Below are 21715 nucleotides of genomic sequence, written 5' to 3'. Positions count from 1 at the left end.
ACTTGAAAGATAGTTTTGTGGATAGTAGATTATTCACTGTACAGCAGAAATCGAATGTACATTTTCGTGCGTTGAAGACATCTGGCAGTCAAAGAATCACCGGGAAGTTTATATCTGATAATGGAGGGCAACGGTTAGTATCTAGGAGTGCCGCGTTGCCATGAGTGTCAATTTTACGTACAGCAAAATCACATTAGTTTTTGTAATATCCGTCGTCCTTGTTCTTTCTCTGCCATCCGCTGAGACGAATACAGAATATGGAACAGAGTATGATGTGAATGATATCGATGTTTCATTCCCCGATTCTTCATCTGTCGTCAGTAGTGGGACAGGCGACACCTATGATGGATCTGGAAATTGGACTATCAGTCAATATACGGAGTACACAAGCAACGGTACCATCGAAGTCTATGGTAACATCCACATAGAAAGTACCGGTGCACTGGTTCTGCAGGACACAAACATCGAACTACAGAATTCCAGTTCACTTGTCAATGTAAGCGTTGGTGGATACTTGAAGACATTTGACGGAAGCGGTATTGCAGCTGTAGGTGAGGGGTACTACAATTTCACTATCTTCGGAAATGTGTCACTGACTGACACCAACATTATGGGTTTTGACGAAATAACAATGAACTATAACACTCTTAATGCTACATTCACAAATTGCGAGTTTCAGAATGGAACAGGAAGAATCCGAGTTAGTAGTGTTCATTCAGCCCATTTTGATACCTGTTATTTCCATCATATCAGCTGCTCAGGATATTTCATAGATGGAATAAATTTCATTGTAGAGAACTGCAGGTTTGGATCATTTGAAGGTTCGGGGACTGTCCCTTCACCTCGCGCTAAATCTGGACTCATACATTCTGCGGTTCTAACTGGTTACGTTAAGATACTTTCAAACGATTTCTATCAAGTAAATACCGATGGTGCCACTACTGGACAGGTTATCGATATTTCTGATATAACTGGCAATGTTACAATTTCGGATAATCGTTTCATAGGATGTGGCCCCTTTCTAGATGCAATAATCAAAGTTCAAGACGAGGATGCGGTAATCTCACGAAATCGCATACTTAGCTGTTCAACCTGGCTCACAAGACATGCAGCAATAGACCTAGTAGCTTCAAACAGAACTATTGCTGAAAAAAACCTAATTTGGAATCACACTGGTGCAGGTATTCGAGTGCTGTGGGGAAATAGCACAGTACGATGGAACAATATTCTAGAAAATACTGGAAATGGAATTCATCTTGATGATGCTGATGGCGCTCTTGTTCATGGAAATGCTCTATTCTCAAACAATATTGGACTCAAGGTCGATGAGGTAACAAATGCTCCAGTCATCTACCTCAATGCGTTTATGGATAACAATCAACATGCTATAGATTTGAATAATGATGACCTGATAAGCTGGAATAATGGAACGCATGGCAATCTCTGGGACAATTTCACTGGTGCAGCTTCTTCAGGAAATCCATGGGTTGGAGATTTATCGTTCAGTCCTCACGTCAACATCACTGATAATTATCCTTCTCTCATGATCGGTGCCCTTCCGCCTTCATCTGGCAAGTGGGAGACAGACATACCTAACATCTTTACTCGAAATGACTTAGCAATATACGGTAATGTGGAAGTAACCGGACCTGCTGGTTCGATTCTACTCATTTCAAACACTCTGGAATGCACTACAGGGGATACCTTCACATTTGGCGAGAATTCAATATTCTGGCTTCAAGACGCTGAAATAACAACCTCCGGTTCTTCAGTGGAGATGGGTGATTTCCATTTCAATGATGTCTTTTACTTTGGAGCACTAGACTCTTCTATAAGTAATATCAACGATGATACCTTTGAAGATGACTTCACCATTTCAGCTAGATTTGTTGACATAGAAAATAGCACCTTTTCAAATATTCCTGGAATGATAATTTCAGCACATTCTGATTATGAGGGGAGAGACCATTGGACACCAATTGGTCATTGCACTATTGAGAACAACATCTTTGAAGATGTCAAGGCTGACAGTACATATACAAATGTCTTCACGCTTGAATGGCCAAATGTGAATTTCGCTAACAACACCATTGCAGCTAGAGATTCAGACAGGACTGTTACTATAGAACCGTACATTCAACTTGGCTTCAATTATGAACAGTACTTTACGATGGATAGCTGCAATATCTCTAATGCAATTCTAAATGTGACAGTAGTTAGTTCCGAATATACTACTGTGAATATCAGTAACAGTGAATTGGGTCAAGGGGGTCTCGTTACAGCAATGGAAACATATGGCGAACAGACACCTCTGGTGAAGATAATCAACAATACTGTCCTATCTGGAGATTTCGATATTAGAGGTCTTGCACTTCTCGGAACTCAGTACTATTTGGATCTAGTACTTGATGACAACGTCTTTGGCGGAGATTGTAAGATGTTCTATATTGATAGCTGTAGTGGAGATAATAACACATTCAACAATCAGCTATGGATTGACGACACCAGCGATTGTGTCATATCGGGTAGTGAAGCAAATGGCAATGTCTATCTGGAAGGGCCTTCATCTCACATCACCTTCCAAGACATCTTCTTTGAATCTGCAACGATTGATGTTGGATCATCATCTAGCGTAAACTACACTATCTTCGATAATTGTACTTTCAACGACATTACCTGGAACATGGACAGTGATACTTACTTCTTCGAAATAAGCGACAGTACATTCTACAGTGGATTCGTTGCAGATACGGGTTATTCTAATGGAGTCGACAATGTAACCATAGACAACAACGAATTCTACATGAGTGGAGATGAAGCTATCTTCATCGATTACGGTGATAACGCAACCATAACGGGTAACACGATAGTCAATGCTACTGGAAATGGTATCAGAGTTCGATATGGTAAAAATCCAATCGTTGTTGGGAACACTATTGCAAATACTTCTGGCACTGCAATCAACGTAGACTCAGATATAAGCGCAGCTTGGATAATAGATAATCAGATATCCAATGCTACTGGGAATGGTATCGTCACATTTGGTTTGGATAACGATTCTCTAATAGCTGGCAATAGTATTGAACTAGTTGGTGGCTATGGTATTCGTGTACGAGGGTACGATGGTGGTATTGATGACCATGGTTATTTCATTACGGTCCACAATAACATCGTTACGAACTGTTCTGGTGATGGAATCTACCTGGTGGATCTTCATAACGCATCTATCTACAACAACAGAATTACTGACAGTGGAGCCTATGGATTCAACAGTGACTGGAGTTACAGTTCTACATTCTGGATGAATATCCTCTACGATAATCAGGATGGTAATTTCGTTGGTACTGGAACCTATGTCTTTGACAATGGCACTCATGGCAACTTCTGGGGTCCATCAGGCTCTGGTGGTTCAGAGTACTGTGATAGCTATTCCACTGGCGGAAATCCATGGATTGCGGATGTACCTTATGAAGTGACATCTGGTTATTATGACAATCATGCATTGCTTCTTAGCATGCCGCAATTCCTATCATACCCCAACGTCATTGATACCGTATGGGGGGTTAATTTCCATCTCATTGCATTGAACTGTTCAGCTTTTCCACAACAAGAAATGTACATTTATGACGGCGGAAATCTTACGCTGATAGGAACGTATGTAGAATTCCAGTCTGATGCAGCAAGTGTTCAACCAATCATTATCGAAGATGGTTGTTCTCTGACTCTTTTGAGTGGTGCAGTATTCACTGCTAACAACACTGATGCCACCTATGGATTCTACCTAAAGTCTGGTTCTTGGTTGGAAATAGATAATGCTTCCGTAAATCGGTGCGGTTACGGTGATGGAAACGCTGGTTTCTTTGTGAATTCGACTGCGGTTTCATTCAGTGATGTAAGCATTCATGATTCACCCATTGGAATGGAATTATACCAAGTCAGTCTTGACCTCAGCACTATCTCATTCTACGACTGTGATACTGCACTTCTGATAAACGACTGTACCCTCTGTAATGTCACCGACATTTACAACGAGAATGTTGGCCTTGGTGTCAATATCACAGCTTCATCAGAATGTACAATTCAATTGGCAGAGTTCACAATGTGCACCAACTATGGTGTCTGGATCAGTACGGGTTCACCCGATAACAACATCATCGACAACAAGTTTGTTGCAATCTCTGGCACAGGACTCTATGTCGCATCCAGCGGTACAGATGTCTATCTCAATGCCTTTGTGCAAAACGGTTGGCACATCGATGAATTCGGTTCAGTAACCAACACATACACCAACGGCACTTTTGGCAATTTCTACTATGATTATGATGGCGTAGATGACGATGGTAATCTCGTAGGAGATACACCTTACAGTTCAGCAATATCTGATATCGTAGACAATCAACCCCTCATGGTATATGGTGCTCTACCTACTTCCACAGAATGGACTGTTGATAGGTCTACCATCGCTTTGAATACTAACTTCACGATGAATGGAGATGTTGATGTCTATGCTGACCTCTATCTGGAAGGCACGCGACTATGGATGAACTCATCTCAAACTGCAACCTACAGGACAATAACAGTCTATGATGGTGGCAAACTCCATGTGACGAACGCAACTCTAAGAGCAACCAATTCCAGCTATCGCTACAAGATTACTGCGAATATCGGTTCTGAAGTCTATGTTGTTGACACATATCTGATCAATCAGCACTGGTTGTTGACACGAACACTGGACTTGACATTGACCAATGTAACGTGGGTTGACGTCTATGATGGTGTCGCACTCCTTGGTGGAGGAACTGGTGATTACGAGTTTGCTAACTGCACTGTTAATGGTGCTGCACATCACGGGATCTTCATAGATGCCTTTAGCAACATGACGATTCGGGACTGGTTCTTCTATTCTGTTGATGACATGGCTATTCGCACGGAAGGAACTGATGTAACTATTGAAGACATCTTTGTCTACTCCTGTGAGATTGGAGTATACTACGATCATACGGGTGGTGTCCTTACAGTAAGGAATTCCGTATTCAATGATACAAACTACTGTCTGGATGGAAATACCGCTGTCACTATTCTTGTTGATAATGTTGACGGGTACTTCATTGGTACACGTGGCATCAGCACCTATTACGTAGATAATGCTACAATCATCAACACACACATTGAGATGTTTGGTAGTGGTACATGCTTTGAACTGGACAGCTATACTGATCATTTCGAATTGCATAATCTGTACGGATTCAACGGTACTCAAGGAGTTCTCATCGACGATTACTCCTATGGAATCATAGATACTTGTGAGTTCTACAACTTCTCAACAGGTATCAGGCTTTTCGGACCGATAGATGTCAATGTCACTAACTCCTTACTCTATGGATGTGAAACTGGCTTCTACGGATACCTTGATTCTACCGCCTATGTAATTGGGAACACTTTCCAATACTGCGGTGAAGCAGTAGATATCCAAACTCTGACCGATTCGTACTTCATGGACCTGATTATCGAAGACTGTGAGTACGGTATTACTACACACAACACCTTCACCGACTGCATTATTGCAGGTAACACCTACTCGGATACCGCCTATCCAATCCATATCTCTCATAGTCATAATTTTGTCATTGAGAACGAGACCATAGTTTCCTGCAGTTATGCTGTCACTCTGGATGACACTCACAATGTGACTGTTCGCAATGTGGATGTTGCCACAGTATCTGGTACGGGTCTACGTCTGTTGAATTACAACAATCTCACAATGATTGATGTGACCCTTGATGGATGTGATCGAGGAATCTATATTGGTTCGATTGACACCTCTGGAACTGGCGGCGGTTTGTATCTGAACGAGACCGTCTTGACCAATTGTGATGTTGGTCTGTATCTCCTTGAACCGTATATGACCATGAGAGATTGTATAATGTCTAGCATTGGAACTACAGGAATCGACTACTACGATGTCCATGGCACAGATATCCATATTGACATTGATACTAGTAACATGCTTGAAGGATTACCAATCTACTCGTTCTACAACGTGTCAGATGTAACAACCTCAGGTTTCGAGACCTATTCCTTTGCAGTTATTGAGTCCAGCAATGTGACGATTGTGTCTGGAGAATTCCATTATTTAGATAATCTCTTCATCCGGCATTCTGACAATGTCACCTTGGCAAACTCAACGGTGAATACTGATTTGGAACTCTCTGGGGATGACTACTACTTCATTGGTAACACCTTTGATGATACAGTCATCAACTTCATTTCCGGCTCTGAGAACTTTACCTTCACTCTCAATGCCTTCAAGACATCTTACTACTTTGATGATTCATTCAGAGTGACTGATCTGCACTTCAACGCATCAGACTATGGCAACTATTGGTACAACCATGATGGCACTGACGCGGACCATGATGGGATTGGAGATGACCCATTCAGGCTCCCAGGTCACATGTCAAATCTTTATGACTACCTGCCTCTCATGGCCAATCCTGTCGAGTACACTGCATATGTGACCATTCACGCACCAAGCGACAGTGTTTTTGTGAACGGCATGGTTAACGTATCGGTGTATATCGATGTCTATGCAGGTTTCTACTATGATGGATCGATTACAACTAGTACCAGTATAACCCTCAACGGCACCGAAGTACAAACGGGTACTGATGGAGAAATTGAATTCAACCTTGATACTACTCAACATACGGATGGGGTTTACATTCTGCTAGTTACCGCTACTGTGAACTCTGTTGACGAGTATGATGAGCAAATCCAGATAACCATAGACAACACTGGCCCAGAGCTTGAACCATCGATAGCAAATGGAACCGTCACAACGGATCCTAATCCATGGTGGTCTGTGGACGCTTCGGATGCATTATCCTCCGTAGTCTGGACAGCAGCCTTTGTGGATGGCTCCCTGTTAGAGAATGAAACAATTGGGCCAACCTCGCTTTCCTTCTCTCCCAGCTTTGGAAGTGATGGTAGTTACGAGCTCTCTTTGAGATCAATGGACGATTTGGGCAATCTTGCTGAAGTTAATCTCACAGTATACTATGATACTACTAGCCCTGAGCTATCTTCTCCAGAAGACATCTCGTATGAGGAAGGAAGCACAGGCAACACAATTACGTGGGAGGCCAGCGATCTCACCCCAAGCCACTACAACGTTACAATCGATGGAATGCCCCAAGTTAATGCTGAGTGGAACGGCGGGGATATCGAAATCAATGTTGACGGTCTGAGTGTAGGCGACCACTCGATACAAATCACGGTGTACGACCAAGCGGGGCATTCTGTTTCCGATACCGTGTCAGTCGAAGTCACAGAAGCAACCACAACGACAACCACCACTACCACCACAACAACGACCACAGATACAACCACAGGAACTACGACAACCACAGGGCCACCGCCAGGCGATGGTAACATCCTGATGATTGGTCTAGTTGTTGGTGGAGCTGCTGTTGCCATTGTAATCGTCATAATCTTCATCAAAATGAAGAAAAACAACTAGTAACCGTAATTAGAGACTGACTGGCGCCACTATCTGGCGGCATCAGTCTTTTTGCGTCAGCTCTCATTACAATGGGAAAGCGTTAAACATCTCGTGTAATCAAGAATCATATGGCCCTATCGGATATCCAACCCGACTATGAGAATGGTATCCTAAATCTGACAAGCACGCTAGCTAAAAAAATGGGTGTCGAATGTAAAGAGAGGAAGCTTGAGCAGCAGAAGCTCAAGGAAATTGATGAATCAGCAACTATCCTATTCATAGTATTGGATGGACTTGGTTACAATTATCTCGTGCGCCATGGTTCAGGACTCTGGCTTCGTGATAACCTCGTTTCCTCTATCAGCAGTGTATTTCCTCCGAGTACAGGTTCAGCAATGACGACCTTCTACACAGCTGCACCCCCTATTGAGCATGCTGTGACGGGTTGGTTTGTATATCTTCGAGAATTAGGTATCGTATCACGGTTCCTACCCTTTACAACTATGATTGGCAATAAGCCCATTGAGGCTCATCTTGCACGTTTTGTTGGAGCTCAACCTTGGCTCAAGAAAACACAGAATAGAATGGTCTTTTTGGGGCCAAGCAGGATAATCAACTCCCCATATTCTAAATTTGCAACAGAGGAGTGTACAAGATTTGGATACAGAACATTAAGAGAACTTTTTGGCAATGTAAGAGATTTGGCATGTCAATCCCAACAAAAACAGTTCATCTTTGCATACTATCCTGAGCTGGACGCTATAGCACACGACAAAGGCATCGAAAGCAAAGCTGTTTTGAAGGAATTGAACAGAGTGGACAAGAATCTGAAGAAGCTGGCCCGAGAGGTTCCGAATAATGTAAGAATAATCGTCACTGCAGACCATGGTCTTGTTGACATAGAGCAAGAAAATACAATCTTGCTTGGAAAGCACCCTGAACTCAAAAAGATGCTCATAACGCCAGTCTGTGGCGATACGCGCTCCTGCTACTTTTACGTTCGAGCAAACAAATCTGATGAATTTCAATCATACATCAGAAACAACCTTGGCCATGCCTGCACATTATCCAAAAGCTCCGAACTGGTGCGTCGAGGGTGGTTTGGAACAGGAATCCCCAGCGAGGAATTTGATGGGCGAGTAGGCGATTTTGTGGCGATGATGAAAGAAGGCTACGCTTTACTCAATGATATTCCCGGTGAAGAGTATCCGGAACTGGTAGGACAGCACGGTGGAATTTCAGAGGAAGAGATGTTGGTTCCTTTGATTATCTACTGATTTAAAACAGGATTCTCAAGCAAGCCATCATCGCCTCAATCAAGAACAATGCAATCATCCAACGGGCAGACTACGAAGACCAAAACACAGAGCCAAACATCGTTATTTTCTGATAGGTAATTCTATCCGAAATGCGGCTCCCCAATCTGGATACTGGTTCTGAACCAGTGTCAGAGATCCATCATACGCCTCCACAAGCTTCTTTGATAAGTAGAGTCCCAAGCCGCCTAGGCTTTCTCCATTTCCCCTTTCAAAGAGACTTGCTTGTTTGTCCGGTGGTATGCCAGATCCATCATCTACGCAATCAATCCTAATTGAATCACCAGAGCGGGTAATCCTAACATCTACATGTGGTTCAGGACCTGCATGTTGGGCGGCGTTTCTGAAGATGTTGTCCAAAACTAGGGTCATTAGACTCCCTCCCAGAGCCTTTTCTTTCTTAACAGATTCAGCGCAATCCACGCTTACCGTTAGATTTTGATAGGAATCCTCAGCCTGTTTTGCTATAAGCTCAACTCCAGTCACAAGATTCCCTTCCCAATCGAACTTCTGTGATTTCATGGCCTTCAATACGCGTATCATGCGGTCGGCAGCATTGATTGACCGCGTAATTGAATCCTTCAAGGCTTGATTCTCTGTTTTCATTGTATGTAGTTGAGATTCTTCCAGATTCGCCAGTACGAGCTGAAGGTCATTGCGCAAATCATGTCGCAAGAAGGACGTGTATAATTCGAGCTCGGTTTTGGTTCTTCGAAGTTCCTCGGTCCTATGACTTTTTTCTAACGCTATGGCTGCCAGTTCCCCTAGCGCACCAACAATCGAGGCATCACGATTAGTGAAATCAGAGGGTTTGTTTGCCAATCCTATTAGACCTACTGATTGCCCATTCAAAACAAGCGGACCAAATAGAACATTTCTCAGTGTTACATGTCCTTTGGGCATGAAGTTTTGCCATTCGCTTTCCTCAAAATCATTCTCGTAGACCGTTCTGTTTTCTCTGTAAGCAATTTCGCGCAAGCCCCTAATTGGCATTGGCAGATTCGGATCAACTGTACAAGGACGACCACCAGAATCGAGGAATAGAACCTCGTTTTCACTCCCATCATCCGAAAGAAGAGCCACATAGCCTGACTGTGCCCCTGTGATGCCTTTACAGAATTCAAAAATTTCCTTGGCAGACTCTTCAAATGACGTGTGTTTTAGAATTACACCGGCGGCTTCCAAGAGTACTTCTTTTTCTCTCTTGCAACGTGAAAGATTGTTTTCAAATGGTTCTTCGGTTATTGAATCATTTCCAGGATTCTCAGTCAATTGAAGCCACCTTCATAATCTCTAGTTCATTATTGTAGGAATCTTGTGTGTTTCGACCACGGTTAAATAGATGAGCACCAATCGGTATCTAGTACTAATCAGCTACTCATATGATTCATTTAGGCATGGAATGCCGTATATTTTAGTTATTTCAAAGAGGACGTTGATATCAATGTACCATGCATATCCTTCAGTTCGACATGAAATCCAGTGAGGATGATGAAGCGGTAACGCATACGATTCGGATATGGAATTTTAGTTCCTCTTATTCCGTATCAGTATCCAAGAATAAGTCTCATACGAGTTAGCGCAGTTTCCACCCACTCCGGTTTCTTCAGGGAGATTGCCGTGACTATAATCACAATATACAAGTATTTGGTGATTCCTTCCCTCTTTGTAGATGAGGTTTTTGGCTAGGCTACGGTCATGTGTTCTCACGAGGAGGAAAAGGTGCTTCCTCTGGGACCCACTCCCAGCTTGAGGTCCCATTTAGCACGAAAATGGTGCCAGAGTCCCATATACCATATGTTTCTCCGTTGCCCAAGGTGAAATTGGCTTTTGGATCATGTTCAGCGAGGTGTGGGTTCCCAGTTGGCAATACGCCCAAGTAGAAACTCTGCCACCAAGTAGTATATTGAATCATGATGTTGATTTCGTGTCCATGAATAAGAGAAGCATTTGTATAAGGGATTTTCAAATCAAGGACATATGTGCAGCGGGTAAAGGGCTTAGATACTGTTGCACTCAAATCGAATCGGAGCGTGCATATTTTTGTGTAAGCACCAATTTTCTCACTTTCATTCTCTATCGAAGAGTCATCGACACCTTCAGTGTGCAAACTTCCCCACAGCTCTGAGTATTCTCTCTGGTGATAGGTCTTCTCTCCCTCTCCATATTGCCCGTATAAAGCGGGTTCATAACTTACATTGATGCTCCCTGACTCTATCAGCCTACCCCGCAGCGGTTTAATCCAGGTTAAGTCTGTTGAATTATCAGTAGCATCAAGCAGGTAGACAATGATATCCATACGTACTGGTAGCTGGAGTATAGGAAACTGATATCCGCCACTGCATATGGCTGCTATCATAAGGGGGAAAACATTGTAACCTTCCTCCGGAGGATACCATAAATCTTTCAGAGAATGATGGACAGCCTCGCTTCCCGGATATGGATTTGCTCTAGCCTTGGCTCTAGCATCATAGTAGTAGACAACAGCGGCTACCGAGGATATGGCCACTAAGAAGATAATCAGTACAGCTCCGACTTTCCTATGCATTTACATGCCTCATATTAACCATCTAAGCAATGCCTATAACTTTTTCTTCTGTAAGACGACGAGTCCGAGAATTCTAGTTTCTCTATTGGAATCCCTTTTATGTTGAGAAGAAGTGCATTTCGATGGCGAATATTATGAGTAATGATAGAGAGTGGGATCTTTCTCCAATGGTCAAAGGCAAGAGCCCTCAAGAAGTCAAGGAACTATTACACAAAACAGCACAAGAATTTGAAGAAGCAGTTGAGGGTTATGCTGGAGAACTCGGAGACTATTCAGACAAGCAACTTGCTGATGCCATTCGGGATCTTGAGGAACTGGTCCTAGAGTCATCCGACCTTAGGAACTACTGCTCGATGCGCTACAGAGCCAATACCAAAGACAAGGATTCCGGAATGTTGTACAATGTCTCTCAAAATGTGGGGAGTCGCATCGAATCAGCTAGGACGGTATTCGAAATAAGACTCGGAAAGGTTCTTGATGAGACGCCCGAATTGCTTGAGAGCAAAGAACTCGCAAACTACCGACATTACTTAGAGAAGCTGAAGCGTCGTGCGCCATATCGTCTTTCTGAAACAGAAGAAGAACTCGTATCGATGAAGGACGTCAATGGCATTCAGACACTTCAACAACTGCAGCAATCCTGGGTATCTGGGAAGACATTCGAAATAGAAGTGGGGGGGGAAACCAAGACCGTAACACTTCCTGAACTCAGCTCAATGCGAATGAGCCCAGATAGAGAGATTCGCAAAATGGCAACTAAGAAGCTCTACAACAGCTATGCGGATGATGACATGATTCACGGCATGGCGCTTCGTGCCATCTGTGCAGATCACATGAAGATGACCGAGCGGCGTGGCATGCCATCACCAATGACGCAAAGCCTTCTTGACCAAGATGTGGACAGAAGTACAATTGATACCCTTCTGAATACCATTGAGGAGACAGCTGAGAGCTTTCAAGATTTCCTGCAATTGAAGGCTAAGGCGATGGATGTCAAGAAATTGCCCGGGCATGATGTGATTGCTCCATGGGTAACAGATCCAGTATGGACATTTGATTGGCCAGAAGCTAAATCCATTGTTATTGATGCATTCGATTCGTTCGATGATGATCTTGGTTCAGTTGTTCAGAGCATGTTCGATGATAGGCGCATTGACTCGGAGAATAGGGTTGGTAAGATGAACACTGCTTTCTGTTCTTCATGGCCCAGTGCTAGCAAGAGCTTCGTTTTCCTCAATTACAGCAAGACACTGAATGACATCTATACATTAGCACATGAAAACGGCCATGCCGCTCAGGGCCACCTCGTCTACGAGAATCAAACACCCGTCAACTACAGCATGTCGATGTGCATGGCGGAAACAGGAAGCATCTTCGGGGAACTGCTTCTGACCGAGAAAATACTGTCAATGGCTGATGCGGATAAGGAGCGTTATGAGATTCTTTCTCACGTTCTCAATTCGTATTACTACACCGTTTACTATGTGGGCGTCAGAGCCTTCTTCGAGAAGAGTCTCTATGATGCAATAAACAACGGAGAGGTGATCGACGCAGACCTCGCCTGTGAATTGTGGAACAAGGCGAAAAACCGGATTTTCGGTGATGTTGTTGATTGGACTCAGTACATGGAATATGAATGGGCCCGCATACCCCACTTCTTCTTCAGCAACTACCGCTACTACAATTATCCATATAGTTTCGCGCAAATGCTTGTGTTTGCTGTCTATGGGGACTATCAGAAAGGGGAGCCAGACTTCAACAGCAGGTTCAAGCAACTCTTGGCAGCTGGCGGGAGCAAAAGTCCAAAGGAACAGATTGCGGATTTCGGATACGACTTGACCAAGCCCAAGTTCTGGAAACTCGGCTCATCACAAGCAGATCGGCTATTGCAGAGTTTTGAGGAAATAATCTGAGGAATATGTAATCGGTTCTTCCCAGAAGCAAAGATATGACCAAGAATCTGGTAGCTGAGACCCAATCGCAGTAACACCTTACTAGTCTGGGTTGAGGCTACCTTTTTATTCGAAGACACAATTGAATTTGTGTTATGTATTGTCCAATTGAGAGGGGGAAACATTGAAGGCTAACAAGAATGATGCGAAGTCACCGCAGAAACAAAATCAAGAAACAAATAGTATCGTCAAGTATTTTCTCCATGGAATCCCGCTAGCCGCAGTTTCGCTCGTTTTCATGTACATATTTAGCTTCTCACTAGTTCTTACCATGCATAATGATATTTCAGAAGTCATTGGTTTTGTATTGATAATAGGTGGGGCATATCTCGTTATTATTGGTGGGCTGAACAATGTTGTTACGGGTATGGTGTGGGAAATAGAGCCCAGCAGCAATATTGGGAGTTTCCTAGGCCAAGGCTTCCTCTTCACATTATTGCTTTCTTTAGTTGACCCGTTCCTCTACTTTATTCTGTTCACTTTCGCGGCTACTCTAATACTTGATGCAATACTGATACTCGTCACCTTCGTAATACTATCTCTGATTCTGGGATACATAGGCCGCAATGTCGCAGCTGAATTCGTTAGTACGAACTACAAATCTCACGAATTATCTTCTGTCCATGACAGACAGGTGACGTGTCCGTACTGTGGGGCTCGATGGATTACAGGACCTTCAGAGCTTGATTCAGCAGGTGGAACACCATGCCCAAAATGTCGCAAATGGATCCAAATTGCAGATGCAGGAGCTTCCATTAGCTAGGTCATTGAGATATAGAAGGAGCATTTATTAGAATGAACAGAGCGCTGACCAAGCTGGGGAGATTTACTTGGAAGTCGAACCAGAGGAAGGAAAACGTCATTTCTACAAAGTTGAACAAAAATTGGTCTCAATGAGACCAGTCTATGAAATCTATGATGAGGAAACAGGAGAGAAGGTTGCGGTGGCCAGACAGACCTGGCTTAGCTTCCTTAGATCAACAGTCAATATGGAAAATCCTCAGGGCAACAAAATGCTAACCGCTAAAGGGGGATTCTTTGACAAAACGTTTCATCTGTTAGATCCCTCGGGAGGAAAAATAGCAAAAATAACTCGACCTTGGATAATGTGGAATAAGCGGTTCACCATGCACTACAGAGACGATGAAATCCACGCACAAGGTGGGGTCATGGCGTGGGGATTCAGTGCTGCAAGTCAGTCAGGCAGTTTTGCATTCAAGCTGGATAAGAAAGTGTTCTCCATTCGTGACCAATTTCGTGTTGAGGTTGGTGACTACATGGATTGGAGACATGCTGTAGCATCAGCTATTGTCGTTGATAGAATCTTTTTCAAAGGTAAAGGCTGCGGTTGCAGATTCATTGTTTGCTTCCTATTCCTAGCCCTAATGGTCATCACTCTGCTCAGTACGCTGTTAATGCCCTAGTTGAAGAAACAATCTAATTCAAGACGCAGGTATTATGCATCTTGTGCATGTATCTACACTTGATGTGAGGTTCAAACCGCAGCGCGATATCCATGTCGGAGAGTTGTGTGTTGTTGGATTGGAATGGTGTTCACCATGCTCTATTATCGCACCAGATGTCCCTGTAGGGACGATCCAGAAAGACCCAGATAGAAAAAGCACTGCAGAAATCAGCTTCAGAACGAGTAGTGAATGCTTCCCCCACATTTTGATATCGCTTTACATAGTAACCAAAGTACCTATCTAGGCGTTTGTACTATTCTTGCAATAGTGTTTCAAATTAGAAAGCCCGTTCTGTCCAAGGCCCTTTGTATTCAACTGCGAATACAATCGATGCCAAGATAGCTATCACCCCAGCCAGAAATCCCGGTGCCAGAAACAAGATAGCTTCTCCTAATCCCGCACTGAACAAAGCAGTTACAGCTATTGTAGCAATTCCAATGCAGGCGCCGCAACAAGGCGTAGCCTGAATACGCTGACCCGTATCGCGTGTCGTAACTGTTCTCCAACCGGGAGTATCAAAGACGGTTTGATCCATAACTGCGCTGAGACCACCTTTGTAGGCCATGCCCATTTCAATGAACATAACAAAAGCAAAACCACCGGCGGCCAGTGCTCCAATCCCATCATCGAAAACCAAGCCGCTGATTGCACTCTGAAGTATTAGTAGGATACCAGCAAATAAGAACAGGATTGCACTGTTCTTTGAACCTTTCACAATTCTACCTCCGAATAGACAGTAAGATAGCTAGAGATGCATATATGCATTTCATCCGTTCGACAGCGTTCCAAGAATTGAAGGTTATGAGCGAATTCTTCTCAATTTTGTGAAAATCCATACTAACTCATATCATCAATGAGGAAGAATCAGTTTTTGGCATAGTAATCCGAAAAGAGGTCATAATATCAGGATCCAGTGATATTTCCCAGCCGTGAGCCTCAACAATTTTCCTGGCTATGCTTAGGCCAAGTCCGCCTTCGATACTAATCTCATTTTGTCCTTGAAAAAGAGTTTCTCGGGTCTTCTTTGAAATAGGAAATCCATCATTCTTGAAAAGAAGAGTAATGCTATCGGCTGTTTCTTCACAACGAACCTCAATAAGAGAAGGCTTCCCATGTTCCACAGCGTTGCTGAAGATGTTTTCTACCAATTGCTCAAACTTGTTCCTGTCACATTCGACGATAGGCAAAGGGTCCATTCTGAATTCAATCGATTCTGGTATCTCAAGAGCTGCGATTTTTTGCACAACAGAACCAACATCAATAGGTTCAACATCACCTATAATTTGTCCTGCATCAGCCAATTTCACAGACCGCTTCAACAGGGTTTCTGTCCTGCGAACCAAATCTTCGATTCTGTCAAGCTGTTCTTCTTCGTACCCTTCCCGAATAAGAGAAATGTAACCAAGTATGTTGTGTAACCTATTCCCAATATCGTGTTTCATCTGGTGTGCAAATTCACTCAGTTCTCGTTTCTGTGCCTGGAGACGCTTTGTCGCTTTAATACGCTCTCCAATATCTCTGGCACTTGTTCTAATTCCCGCTGGATTGTCATTCTCATCACAGATAGGTTGCCAAGACAATGCCATCCACTTAGTTATCCCATCCTTGGTAACAATTCTGAATGTCAAGTCATTGCCTTTGTTGTGCTTTGAGAAATCCGTCACTATGGCACTAATTGTATCTCTATCATCTTCGTGAATAATCGGGAGTGGATAGTTTTCCATTGTTAGGCATTCTTCTACGGAATAGCCTGTGAAATCCTCGACTCGTGGATTGACCCAAAGCAATTGATCATTTATCCCAATCCAGCTCTCCCAATCATAGGTATAATCAGCAATGGCACGAAAACATTTCTGGCTTTCCCTGAGCTTTTCTTCCATATTCTTGAGGTCCGTTATGTCAACAATAGCCACCTCAAGATATTCATCCTCTGGGAAGAGCTTCATCACAATGTGGCCCCAGATTACTGACCCATCTAAGCGAAGAAATTTCCTATCGAATTCGGCTTCGCCATGCTTTCTGAGAGCCTGGAGTACATGTTCACGGTCCCGCTTAGTTGGATAGTGTTTCATTGCAGAACCGGCATTCATTGCATGCTCTCGATTATCATACCCAAATATCTCTGCAAATTTGTGATTGCATTCCAAGAGTTTACCATCAAGATTGGCTCTGGCTAGTCCTACCACAGCGTTCTCGTACATATTCCGAAAAGCTAACTCGCTTTGTCTTAGAGCCTGTTCGATTATGACTTGTCTTGTTATGTCAACAAAAACGCAATGGGTTCGACGTACCTCACCATTCGGTTTGTACGCAACTCTTCCCGTATAGCGAGCTGTAAGAAAGGATCCATCCTTCCTTTGTAGTCTATGAACTACACCTTCAGGAGGTGTTTTTCCATTGCGAATGAACTCGGGGAAACTTTTCTCCAGGAGCTTCTTGCTCTGTGGACTAAGAAATTCCTTGAAATGGCGCCCAATGACTTCGTCTTCGCCATAACCCAGAGCTTCAAGCCAAGCAGGATTAACGTCAAGATAGAATCCGTTCTTGCCAAGTGACTGATATGGAATAGGCATATTCTGATAGAGGAGTTTGAAGTTCTTTGGACGCCCTTGCAGATGTTTTGCACTCTTGTGAGAGGATACAGCTACAATTTCGTTCTCGATTGCTGCTAGAAGTTTCTTATGTTGGACATCAGGCTTGCCATTCCTTGTTACATAGCGAGATGCACCAAGATTAAGCGCCCGTATCGATGTGGTCTCTGTTGAGTTTTCAGCAAATATGATGAGGGGGATTGTAGAATCAAGCTGCCTGATTCGCTTGAGCAGTTCAAAGCTCTCACTCTTCGATACATCCAGAGCAGCTACTACGATATCCATTTCACCCTCTAGCATGTTCTGAATAAGCACGCGAAATTCATCGGTGATTTTAGTTTCGGTTCTCAATTTGTGAAGTAAGAAATCCCTTGTAGTGGCTAAGCTAGTAGGGTTATCATAGAATAGGACTACCCTACACTGCAAAACGCCACCTCAAGTGATTCACTTTGTCCACACTCGCGCGATAATGGTGTTACTCTTTAATATTTTGAATACTATTGAATTTATCTATAATATGTTACCTTGTTTAAAAATTAAATGGACTATGTAAAAGAATTGGTAATTCCAAACCGTCGGAAAGCAATTTCAATTCAGCCTAGCGCGTGTAAAGAATACCAAGTCTGATAAATAACAGATAAGAAAAATGAGAATTAGTGGTCGAGTACTTGAATCAACCACTACCTAGTGATATGTTCTGAATCCCCTATGATAAGGAGTTTCTTGAGGATTGAAATTCTATTCAATTTTCTCAAAATCGGCTTTGGCGGCTCCACACATCGGGCACACCCAATCTTCGGGAATGTCCTCAAACTTTGTTCCCGGTTCAACACCACTACCTGGATCGCCTTTTTCTTCGTCGTAAATCCAACCGCATATCAAACATTCGTACTTGGCCATCTACATCCCACTGCAGGAATTCTAAGAAGACCACTAGAATACTGAATAAAAGTGATTCTCTTTGACAATTCGGGTCGGCCAAAAAAAGAAAGGCTGGAGACCCACACCAATTTGGTGCAGGTCAATCAGCATAACATGTGGTAAACTAAGGTCTTCGCCGTACTAGTAAGATGGCAACACCTATGACTGCAACTCCTCCAACACCAGCAGCGACGTAGAGCGTGGGAATACCGAAAATCTCGCCTTCAAGCAAGCCGCTACCCCACCAACCTCCACCGCCTTCTGGTTCCTCGACAAGGATTTGGTAACCTGTGGCTGACATGGTGTAGTATGATGCACCATTCCAGTTTTCGGCGTCGTTAGGGTCGAATGTATCCAGTGTGGTATTGAAGTAGAAGCATACCGCAGGCATATCCGCGTAGAGACCAAGTTCAGTAACCGTCACATTATAGGTTATTGTCCAAGTCTCACCCGGAGCAAGCTCATCTCTACCCCAATAGAACTCTCGGTCGCCATCAAGGCCTGAGCTCATACCATCAAGCACTCGTACTCTGTAGGCAGTATCTGAGCCATAGTTATGAACAGTGATGTTGAAGTCCACTGTTGAATTAACGACAACTGTTCTGTCTGCAGTGCCCTTGGTTACAACCAGATATGGCCCATCAAAGCTGATATCATCAGGATCTGCATCGAATGTCAACTCCAAGTTACTTGTATCAAAGCCAAGCAACTGGGGATACTCAGCGGTCGCATTCATATTCACAGAGAATGAGAATCCAAGTCCCGTCATCAGCGAATTGCCGAGGTCGGCCATAAGGTACGGTGTGATTTCTTCTTGCAGATTCTCGGGCTCCAAGATACTATGTACTGCTTCCTTGATAGCGGTCACATTATCATCCGCCATCGCGTTCCACAGACTCTGGAGTACGATGTCCCAATGAGCTTCCACGAACTCTGCAATTGCCTCTTTACTTCTAAACTCTGAAGGAGTATCGATTCCGCCAAAGTCCTGGAGGAATGCATTGATGCCGTCAATGGTAGTGTTTAGATGGTTCACCAGGGCATCTGGCTCGCCATAGACATCATTGTCCAGAATATCCAACAGATTGTACGAATCGAAGTATTCCAGGAATGCCTCAAGAATGGCAGCTACTGGGTTCGCTTCAAGTACATCTTGGTCGATATTATCCACAAGAGCTTCAGGAGTCATGCCTGCCAATTCCATAATTGAAGCAAGCATGTCTATATTGATATCTTTGAGTGGAGTCTCTCCAATCTCCGAACTGAAATTGGTGTTCAGTAGTGTTTGCTTGAAATCAGGAAGAGGTGTCGTTGAATCCCAGAGAAGGTCGATATAGCTATCGAACATGGTCGGGTCAAGCGAACCAAGTCCGTCATTGACCTCCAAAGCAAGCTGTCGAGGCATGTGTGTTAGGACTTGTTTGACCGCTTCTGATATTGTGCTGTTTTCTGGTACTGTTATTCCACCAAACTCCAAATCAGTTGGAATCTGGAACTGATCATCAATGGTGAGCCACGAATCAGGGACACCATTGATTGATAGCGAAGCTGGAGCTGCTCCACCGACAACTGAAATCGAATGAGCGCTGTCATCCTGTTTCATCTTGTTTTCGATGGTTCCTGTGTAGCCAACATGGTCTGATAGCGAATAAGTCTCGTTTCCAGCAGTCGCACCCACATAGCCAGGCTCATCGAAGGAAATTTGATTCATAATGGCGGATTGAACAATCTCCACAAGATCGCTGTGTGAAGAATCCGCTCTATAATACGGGCGGGAATAGTAGTCCATCATATTCAAGACATTGAAGCTGGGATAACCACCGCCTGAAAGGAAGTGAACTGGAGCGAAGACTTCTGTTGCAACACTACTCAATGTAGGCCAGTCGTCAGCACCAACAAGATCCATGAAACCGCCAAGCTGAGACGCTCTGTCAAGCATGGAGGTCATTGTTGAATTGCCTAAGGTGCCATTCATCAAACTGACATAGGTTATCTCATACTCAGTAGCGTTGTCTTCAACATTCCAGTCGTATTCGGCCGTCTCTTCGATTTCCGTACCCACTAGCATGAACTGTTCAAAATCAATGCCAAATGCAGATTCGTATTCTGAGGTGAACTCATCTGCTAGGGCAATAGCTTCGCTTTCACTCAGCTCTGTGAAAGAAGCCTCGCTTCGATTGACTGGAACCTCGAAGATGGGCTTCACACTGAGTTGAAGCACTGCCGTGGGACCTCCAATTGCACCATTCGGGAACGGGGTAAGGCCATTTAGATTCAACGTTGAAAGGGCAATATACCCATCGTCGTTCTCCATCTGGCTTGTTACCACACTCTCAAGAGTGCTCACATGGGAGTATCCATAGTGGGTTGCATTCTGTAATGACGCAAGCATGTTCTGCACACCGCCCCACTGATCCACCTTTGAGACCATCGCCTCTACAGTGGCTAGTTTTGGTCCCTCAGTCATGGACTCTTCGTGTTGTTTCACGGGGATTGGCATGCTGTCACTACTGCCTGCTAGTATAGGCGTGACAAGTGTCATCACCAAGAATGCAGCAAGTAGCAAGTGTTCTCTTCGTCTCATTGTATTATTCTCCATAAGAATATCAGGTGGACTATCTCCGAAATGTAGTCATCAATCCACCTATTACCACTAATCCTTCAGGTTCGCTTTTTAATGTTAGTCTGGTGTATACGAACAGGAAATGGTCAGAATGGCATACTTGCACTCAAAGAGGTGCAATTCGGATAAACGAGAAAGTATATGATAGCTAGAGTGCGAAGTTGACCCTATCGACAGTTACAGAGTAGGAATTACTTCCTTCAATTTCCCTGATTCTAGGCATGCAGACCTACGTCAGCAAACTAAGGTTCGATATCTCCCGCCGAATTGCCATTACCACTTTCAGAGTCTAGTTCCATATCAGGATAATCCGCCTCAGGACTAGGTTCTTCTGTAGTCTCTTCATCTGAACTTGGCTCAGTCTCACGTTCTGATTGCGGTTCAGCCTCTTCCTCGGGAGCTGCCACGGGCATATCATCAGGAACTTCAGGTGCTTCTTGTGCCTTCCGAGCTCTGTAAATAAACCGAAGCTCCATCACCAGTGCAACCAGAGGGAAAATCAGTAGTTTGACTATATCGCCCGTCGCACCCTGTATACCGCCCCCAAGCTGAGTGAAGGTTGTATCTACAAATGTGTACCCGGTTGCGAGGAAGAAAGTCAGTGTAGCTGCTGTTTCCTTAGACATCTTTAAACGAGTGTCCATATCGGCTCTACTGGCAAGAATCTGGCCTACTGAGGACATGGTATAAAGCGTGAAGAAAACAGTGATTCCTAGGCTTACCCAGTCAATACCCGGATCAAAACCTTTCAACACATTGTAGACAAAATAGGTGGAATACAGGGAAACGAAAGTACT

Annotated in this window: 11 protein-coding genes; 5 read left to right on the top strand and 6 right to left on the bottom strand. The window is 43.8% G+C overall.

Going from position 1 to position 21715, the window contains the following annotated elements; translation table 11 throughout:
• Nucleotides 1-160: 160 nt before the first annotated feature.
• On the top strand, nucleotides 161-7519 hold the full coding sequence (locus GF309_05255; protein MBD3158178.1) for a hypothetical protein: 7359 nt from the start codon (nucleotides 161-163) through the stop codon (nucleotides 7517-7519).
• A 110-nt stretch (nucleotides 7520-7629) separates the two neighbouring features.
• Nucleotides 7630-8778, top strand: a complete 1149-nt coding sequence (locus GF309_05250) for a PglZ domain-containing protein (protein MBD3158177.1) — start codon at nucleotides 7630-7632, stop codon at nucleotides 8776-8778.
• A gap of 102 nt (nucleotides 8779-8880) precedes the next feature.
• Here GF309_05250 and GF309_05245 read toward each other — a convergent pair whose 3' ends face one another.
• Nucleotides 8881-10089, bottom strand: coding sequence for a GAF domain-containing protein (locus GF309_05245; protein MBD3158176.1), 1209 nt, complete (start codon nucleotides 10087-10089; stop codon nucleotides 8881-8883).
• 424 nt (nucleotides 10090-10513) lie between these two features.
• On the bottom strand, nucleotides 10514-11365 hold the full coding sequence (locus GF309_05240; protein MBD3158175.1) for a hypothetical protein: 852 nt from the start codon (nucleotides 11363-11365) through the stop codon (nucleotides 10514-10516).
• A gap of 122 nt (nucleotides 11366-11487) precedes the next feature.
• Here GF309_05240 and GF309_05235 point away from each other — a divergent pair, with 122 nt between their 5' ends.
• The 3 genes from GF309_05235 to GF309_05225 all read left to right on the top strand — a co-directional run bounded on the left by GF309_05235 (nucleotide 11488) and on the right by GF309_05225 (nucleotide 14741).
• Nucleotides 11488-13278: a hypothetical protein gene (locus GF309_05235; protein MBD3158174.1), complete on the top strand. Its 1791-nt coding sequence runs from the start codon at nucleotides 11488-11490 to the stop codon at nucleotides 13276-13278.
• A 163-nt stretch (nucleotides 13279-13441) separates the two neighbouring features.
• A complete protein-coding gene (locus GF309_05230) occupies nucleotides 13442-14080 on the top strand; it encodes a hypothetical protein (GenBank protein MBD3158173.1) in 639 nt (212 codons plus the stop codon).
• Nucleotides 14081-14147: 67 nt separating this feature from the next.
• Nucleotides 14148-14741, top strand: coding sequence for a hypothetical protein (locus GF309_05225; GenBank protein ID MBD3158172.1), 594 nt, complete (start codon nucleotides 14148-14150; stop codon nucleotides 14739-14741).
• A gap of 319 nt (nucleotides 14742-15060) precedes the next feature.
• Here GF309_05225 and GF309_05220 read toward each other — a convergent pair whose 3' ends face one another.
• From GF309_05220 to GF309_05205, 4 genes are all read right to left on the bottom strand, one after another.
• The gene (locus GF309_05220) at nucleotides 15061-15498 is read right to left on the bottom strand and encodes a hypothetical protein (protein MBD3158171.1); all 438 of its coding nucleotides are present in this window, start codon (nucleotides 15496-15498) and stop codon (nucleotides 15061-15063) included.
• A 127-nt stretch (nucleotides 15499-15625) separates the two neighbouring features.
• Nucleotides 15626-17800: a PAS domain S-box protein gene (locus GF309_05215; protein MBD3158170.1), complete on the bottom strand. Its 2175-nt coding sequence runs from the start codon at nucleotides 17798-17800 to the stop codon at nucleotides 15626-15628.
• A gap of 312 nt (nucleotides 17801-18112) precedes the next feature.
• Nucleotides 18113-18274, bottom strand: a complete 162-nt coding sequence (locus GF309_05210; GenBank protein MBD3158169.1) for a rubredoxin — start codon at nucleotides 18272-18274, stop codon at nucleotides 18113-18115.
• Between the two features lie 145 nt (nucleotides 18275-18419).
• Entirely contained in the window at nucleotides 18420-20894 is a 2475-nt protein-coding gene (locus GF309_05205) for a DUF11 domain-containing protein (protein MBD3158168.1), read from the bottom strand.
• Nucleotides 20895-21715 lie beyond the last annotated feature (821 nt).

The organism is Candidatus Lokiarchaeota archaeon (genome assembly GCA_014730275.1).
Taxonomy (GTDB): Archaea; Asgardarchaeota; Thorarchaeia; order Thorarchaeales; family Thorarchaeaceae; genus WJIL01.
The sequence above is the reverse complement of the archived record's forward strand: the minus strand, read 5'-3'. Positions and strand labels throughout refer to the sequence as shown.

What these genes read in the sequence shown, in the direction of transcription:
- GF309_05210 (MBD3158169.1), bottom strand. Translation starts at nt 18,274, where the DNA reads ATGGCCAAGTACGAATGTTTGATATGCGGTTGGATTTACGACGAAGAA.
- GF309_05205 (MBD3158168.1), bottom strand. Translation starts at nt 20,894, where the DNA reads ATGGAGAATAATACAATGAGACGAAGAGAACACTTGCTACTTGCTGCA.
- GF309_05240 (MBD3158175.1), bottom strand. Translation starts at nt 11,365, where the DNA reads ATGCATAGGAAAGTCGGAGCTGTACTGATTATCTTCTTAGTGGCCATA.
- GF309_05235 (MBD3158174.1), top strand. Translation starts at nt 11,488, where the DNA reads ATGGCGAATATTATGAGTAATGATAGAGAGTGGGATCTTTCTCCAATG.
- GF309_05255 (MBD3158178.1), top strand. Translation starts at nt 161, where the DNA reads ATGAGTGTCAATTTTACGTACAGCAAAATCACATTAGTTTTTGTAATA.
- GF309_05250 (MBD3158177.1), top strand. Translation starts at nt 7,630, where the DNA reads ATGGCCCTATCGGATATCCAACCCGACTATGAGAATGGTATCCTAAAT.